Genomic DNA, 5837 nt, shown 5'->3' with positions numbered 1-5837 from the left:
ATGGCCGCGCCCGATGCGCGCAAGCGGCGCCGCCAGAGCGCCCTCGACACCGTCCTTCGCATGCTCTGCCGCTGACCCTGGCGGTCTGGGTGCCCGCTTCATCGCATCACGCCGATCCTGTCAGGTTACAGGCTGCGATCACCGTCATCGCAGCATTGAACACGGCTTTCGCGTGCTCTTCCGCTGGCGCGCCTTGATTGGGCACCTCGACTGAAAGCGCCACGTCGGCCGGCAGCTCGGCGAGCAGTTGCTGCAGCGGCAGGGCGCCCTGTCCCGGAAGCCTGCGCCCGCCGCGCGCTTCCCTGATGATCTCGTCGAACGAAGTCGGTCGCTGCGCGTCGGCATCGCAAAGCTGGGCGCTCCTGATGAACCCGGCCGGTATGATCTTCAGATCGGCGGGTGTCGCGCCGCCGCGCGACAGATGCAACGCATCGACGAGAACACCGCCATTGCTGCGCTGCGCCTCCTGCACGACCCGTGTCGCGTCCTGCAGGGTCGCCACATGGCGCCAGGGCATGTTCTCGATATCGACGCCCAGGTCGAAGCCGGCCGCCAGATCGCAGAGCGCGGCGAAGTTCGCGACAAGTCGCGCATGGTCGGGATCGTCACCGCAGACGCTCAGCCGCCTGGCTCCGAGTTCCGCCGCGCTGTCCAGGATCGGCCTGACAGCCTCCAGTGCGAAGGCATCGTCGATCACGACGAACTCGATGTCGTGAATGTGCAGGCCCGTCTGCGCCAGCAGCGTCCGCATCGAGCGCATATGCGCGCTGCCCGGCCGGATTTCGTAGAAGGGCGCGCCGGGAAAGGCCGGGTACAGCCGCAAGCCAACAGCCGAAAAGCCGACCTTGCCGGCCAGCGCGACGAAATCGAGCGGAGCCACGTCGATCGTGGTGAAATGCGCGATCCCGAGTGGCGGCACGACTGCTTGCCGGGTCATGGCACGCTCCATCGGCTCAGGGCTGCAACTGGCCGGCAAGACGTGCTTGCAGATTGGTACCGGTGCGCTGGATGTGCTCGCGCAGCTTGGCGCAGGCGTAGTCGCTGTCGCGCGCCACCGCGCCCTGCGCGATTTCGCTATGCTCGGCGACGACATTGCGGTCCCCGCCCTGCGCCACCAGGAAGATGCGGCGATAGCGATCGTTCAGATTGTGCAGCATGACGCAGGAATTCAGCAGCAGCGGCATGCCGCTACCGGCGAGCAGGGTCATGTGGAAGTCACGATGGGCATGCTCCCAGGCTTCAAGCGTCGCGGGCTCGCTCGCACTTCGCTCCGTCCGGTTGAGGCGATGGAGCGCGCGCATGACGTCGCTTTCCCAGGCCAGGTCGCCCTTTGCGATGGCTGACGACAGCGCCAGGCTTTCGAACTCGACCCGCAGCCGGGTGATCTCGGCAAGGTTGGACAAGGAGACCGGCGCGACTGAATAACCCCGGTTGTCGTGAAGCTCGACCAATCCGACCGCGATCAACCGCGCCAGGGCCTCGCGCAGCGGGCTGAGCGAAACGTCGAGCTTGCGCCGAACGGTATCGAGATTGATCTTGGTGCCGGGTGCCAATTCGCCCGAAAGGATCGCTTCGCGCAGGCGGTCGACCAGGCGGGACGCCTTGGTGTTCTTGATGTCGCCGGGACCACGCACCGGCGCACCGGGCGCTTGCGCGGCTTCGATGGGGCCGGAGCCGGCAGAACCGGAGCGCACCGCTGCGGAGGACAGGTCGTCGGCAGTGAAGCTCATCGTCCCCTCCTTTAGCTGGCCGCGTTGGCGACAGGTCTCGTTCGTAAGATAATCGATTTTTGATGTCAACTCGACGACGAGCAAGCGCCCGGGATGATAGAGTCGATCACTTTGCATGCAGTCGAAATGTGATCAGAATGAGGGACGCTCGTTGCTAGAGTTTCCAAATTTCGCATCTTTCTGCACTTTTGCGAGCGGTGAGGGCATTAAAAATTCAAAGCTCTCCGCTCCTGCCGATTGACAGATAATCGATTTTCAGAAATGGACATGGCAGGGAGGACGCCATGATCATCGAGAGCCACCACGATGTGACGCGCGATGTGCTGGCCGTGATGCAACGCACGAAGGATCCGCGGCAGCGCCAGATCCTCACTGCGCTGGTCAGCCATCTGCATGCTTTCATTCGCGATGTCCGCCTGACCGAGGCGGAGTTCCGCGAGGCGACGGCAATCCTCAACGAGATCGGCAAGCTCGCCAGCGACAGCCATAACGAGATGGTGCTGATGGCCGGCTCGCTCGGCGTCTCCTCGCTGGTCTGCCTCCTCAACAATGGCGATGGCGGCAACACGGAAACCTCGCAGTCGCTGCTTGGCCCGTTCTGGCGGCTGAATGCGCCGCATGTCGAGAACGGCGGCACGATCATCCGATCCGACACACCAGGCGACCCGCTGCTGGTCACGGCGCGTGTCGTGGACCAGGCGGGCCGTCCGATTGCCGGCGCCGAGGTCGATGTCTGGCATGCCTCGCCGGTCGGCCTCTACGAGAACCAGGATCCCGAGCAGGCCGAGATGAACTTGCGGGGCAAGTTCACCACCGATGCGGAAGGCCGCTTCTGGTTCTCGACAGTCAAGATGGTCGGCTATCCGATCCCGACCGACGGTGTCGTCGGCCGTCTATTGGCGATTCAGGACCGCCACCCCTACCGGCCGGCGCACCTCCATGCATTGATCGTCAAGCAGGGCTTCAAGGTGCTGATCTCGCAGGTCTACGACCCGCAGGACCCGCATATCGACTCGGACGTCCAGTTTGGCGTCACCAAAGCTCTGCTCGGCGACTATGTCCGCCATGACGAGCCGCATCCTTCCGATCCCAGCATCGCCACGCCATGGTACGCGCTCGACTACACCTATGTGATGGAGCCCGGCGAGACCGTGCTTCCGCGCCCGCCCATCAAGTGACGCCGTCCCGTTCGCGCGGCCGCGTGGGCCGCCAAGGAGTTTCCGATGCTGACCGATGACGAGCGCCAGAAGGCCGCCGACACCCTGCTGCAGGCCGAACGTACGCTGAAGCCGATCCCGCAATTGAGCAAGACTTACCCCCATATCGAGCTTGAGGACGCCTATCGCATTCAAGGCCTGTGGGCGGATGCTAGGATCGCTAGTGGCGCGCGCATGGTCGGGCACAAGATCGGTCTGACCTCGCGAGCGATGCAGATGGCTTCGAAAATCACGGAGCCGGATTATGGTTGTATCCTCGACGATGCCCTGTTCAACGATGGCGCCCAGATCAAGGCGAGCCTCTTCATCAAGCCGCGGCTGGAGGTCGAGCTCGCTTTCATCATGGGCGAGGATCTCGCAGGCCCGGGCAAGCGCATCTATGACGTGATGCGCGCAACCGAGATGGTGGTGCCGGCGCTGGAGATCATCGACTATCGGACCGAAGTGCCCCGCGCGATCACGGACACCATCGCCGACAACGCCGCCTTCGGCGCCATCGTCGTCGGCGGCCGGCCCATACGGCCGATGGATGTCGACATTCGCTGGGTCGGTGCGACGCTGTCCAAGAACGGCATCATCGAGGAATCGGGCGTCTCGGCCGCGATCATGGGCCACCCGGCAGCCGGGATCGCCTGGCTGGTGAACAAGCTGCATATCGTTGGCGCGGGCCTGAAGAAGGGCCAGATCGTGCTTGCCGGCTCCTTCACGCGGCCCGTCGACATCGCCGCCGGCGACGTTATCCAGGCCGATTATGGCCCGCTCGGCGCCATCGGCGTCTCGTTCACCTGAGGTCGCCATGGAACTCCCGCCTAACCTGTTCAAGCGCGCCCTGCGCGAAGGTCACCAGCAGATCGGCCTGTGGTGCAGCCTGCCCGGCGCCTATGCGGCCGAGGCGGTCGCGGGCTCGGGGTTCGACTGGCTGCTCTTCGATACCGAGCACTCGCCGGGCGACCCGCTGACGGTGCTGGCACAGTTGCAGGCGGTGGCGCCCTATCCGGTCTCAGCGGTCGTCAGGCCCGCGAGCAACGACGCCGTGCTGATCAAGCGCCTGCTCGATTTCGGCGCCCAGACCCTGCTGATCCCTTACGTCCAGAACGCCGAGCAGGCGCAGGCCGCAGTGGCGGCGATGCGCTATCCGCCAGCCGGAATCCGCGGCGTCTCAGGCGTGACGCGCGCGACGCGATTCGGACGCGTCGCGAACTATGGCAAGCGCGCGGAAGAAGAACTCTGCCTGCTCGTCCAGATCGAGACGCAGGAAGCGCTCGACAACCTCGAGGCGATCGCGTCGGTCGACGGCGTCGACGGCGTCTTCATCGGGCCTGCCGATCTCGCCGCCAGCCTCGGTTACGTTGGCCAGCCGGGCCATCCGGCGGTGACGGCACCGATCGAGGATGCGATCGCCCGGATCAAGGCCTTGGGCAAGCCCGCAGGCATTCTGACACCCGACAACGCCTTTGCTGCGCGCTGCATCGAGATCGGGACGCTCTTCACAGCCGTCGGCGTCGATGTCGCTATGCTTGTTAAAGCGACGGAATCACTGGCCCGCCATTTCAAGAACTAGGGCGTTGTCAGATGCCGCTGGGACGGCGCGAGAGGAAAAATCGTTCAGATATCGAAGAAGACCATTTCGCCGTCGCCTTGGAAGTGGATGTCCAGCCACCAAGTGCCATCCGGCTTCCGCTGGGCGATCAGGGCGTGGCGGCGGCGGCAGGTCTGCTCCAGAGCGTTGTAGACAATAGCCTCGTAAGGCTTCCAGTCGCCCATCACCCGTCAAGGCGGTAGGCCGAGAAATCGTCGATAGCTTCTGCATCGCGGCTTCTTCGAGCTGCGCGCCATAGAGTGAGCGCGCGGCGTCGGCCATCGCGAAATAGATCAGCGTGCCGTGACAATCGAAGGCCCCGTATCGAGGTTTGATGATGCCCATGGCCGCGGCTCCTGCGGCGAGGCGATCGGCCCCGCTGTCGCGGCGATTCTAAGGGGCTGTCGCGTCATGGCACGCGCCGGATCGCGGGCATGTCGAGCACGAATTGCCGCAGATCAGGGGTCCGGCAGCAGATCGTTCGCTCATGCGGACAGGGGTTCCCCGCAGCGAGCGTCAGGCGGCGCCACCGATGCAGCGCTGGAACCATGTCGAGCTGATCCAGACGCCGCGCTTGCGCGCATAGTCCTTGAAGGTGCCGACCTCCTCGAACCCAAGCTTGCGATGAAGCGCGTTTGACGCCGCGTTGGGCTGGGCGACGCCGGCCACGACGAGATGGACGTCCTCCTCCTGCAGAAGCTGGATAAGTGCGCCGTAGAGCCTCGTCCCGATCCCACTCCGGCGCCGGCCGGGATGCATGTAGATGCTGGTCTCGACCGTGGTGTCGAAGGCGGAAGACGGCCGGTAGCGACTGCTGTAGGCAGCCCCCAGCACGCCGGAGGCATCCTGCGCCACTAGCAGCCGATAGCGCCCCGCACCATAGCCACGGAACCAGGTCCGGCAGCTCTCCGGCGTCATCAGCTCCGAGGTGAACCGGGCGTTGGTGTGCTCGATGTAGTGATTGAAGATCTCGGTCAGGGCGGGGATGTCCTCGGCCATGCCCGGCCTGATCAGGATATCTTCATTCGGCATCGATCGGAGGCCTTCTCGACGTGCTTACGCACGGAATGCGACGGCGATGATAAAGCAGCGGCGCCGACATCAACAAACCGTTGATTGTATTGGAGGGGAATCCCGATATTTGAAGGCGCCGACATCCGGCGCCAGGCTCATCCTTTCTTCGGATTATGCGGCGTGCCGGGTAGTGCCGTGTTGCGCATAGGTGCGGGTCGAGCCCACCCCCTCCTGCCCTGTCCTGAAGGCTGCGACGAGGTCGTTGAGCTGTCCGATGCGGGAGGAGAGGGATGCGGC

7 protein-coding genes are annotated in these 5837 nt (G+C 64.5%); 3 read left to right on the top strand and 4 right to left on the bottom strand.

The genetic code is table 11. The features are described from left to right. Positions 1-106: 106 nt before the first annotated feature. Both AC1RMY_RS26470 and AC1RMY_RS26465 read right to left on the bottom strand, forming a co-directional pair. Entirely contained in the window at positions 107-937 is an 831-nt protein-coding gene (locus AC1RMY_RS26470; protein ID WP_492869733.1) for a sugar phosphate isomerase/epimerase family protein, read from the bottom strand. A gap of 16 nt (positions 938-953) precedes the next feature. Continuing rightward, the gene (locus tag AC1RMY_RS26465; RefSeq protein WP_492869731.1) at positions 954-1730 is read right to left on the bottom strand and encodes a GntR family transcriptional regulator; all 777 of its coding nucleotides are present in this window, start codon (positions 1728-1730) and stop codon (positions 954-956) included. A 284-nt stretch (positions 1731-2014) separates the two neighbouring features. On the opposite strand from AC1RMY_RS26465, the gene AC1RMY_RS26460 reads away from it, so the two are divergent. Genes AC1RMY_RS26460 through hpaI form a run of 3 tightly spaced genes read left to right on the top strand, consistent with a single transcriptional unit; the run spans position 2015 to position 4508 of the window. Next, a complete protein-coding gene (locus tag AC1RMY_RS26460; protein ID WP_492869729.1) occupies positions 2015-2908 on the top strand; it encodes a dioxygenase family protein in 894 nt (297 codons plus the stop codon). Positions 2909-2953: 45 nt separating this feature from the next. Continuing rightward, positions 2954-3736 (top strand): 2-oxo-hept-4-ene-1,7-dioate hydratase, encoded by a 783-nt coding sequence (hpaH, locus tag AC1RMY_RS26455; RefSeq protein ID WP_492869727.1) that lies wholly within the window; start codon positions 2954-2956, stop codon positions 3734-3736. A gap of 7 nt (positions 3737-3743) precedes the next feature. Beyond that, complete coding sequence (gene hpaI, locus AC1RMY_RS26450) at positions 3744-4508, top strand: 4-hydroxy-2-oxoheptanedioate aldolase (protein WP_492869725.1); 765 nt, start codon at positions 3744-3746, stop codon at positions 4506-4508. A 44-nt stretch (positions 4509-4552) separates the two neighbouring features. Here the strand turns inward: hpaI and AC1RMY_RS26445 are convergent, their stop codons facing one another. Both AC1RMY_RS26445 and AC1RMY_RS26440 read right to left on the bottom strand, forming a co-directional pair. Next, on the bottom strand, positions 4553-4711 hold the full coding sequence (locus AC1RMY_RS26445) for a hypothetical protein (RefSeq protein WP_492869723.1): 159 nt from the start codon (positions 4709-4711) through the stop codon (positions 4553-4555). Between the two features lie 331 nt (positions 4712-5042). Next, entirely contained in the window at positions 5043-5558 is a 516-nt protein-coding gene (locus AC1RMY_RS26440; protein ID WP_492869721.1) for a GNAT family N-acetyltransferase, read from the bottom strand. Positions 5559-5837 lie beyond the last annotated feature (279 nt).

This window comes from Allobosea sp. GW822-FHT03F07 (assembly GCF_058801345.1).
The sequence above is the reverse complement of the archived record's forward strand: the minus strand, read 5'-3'. Positions and strand labels throughout refer to the sequence as shown.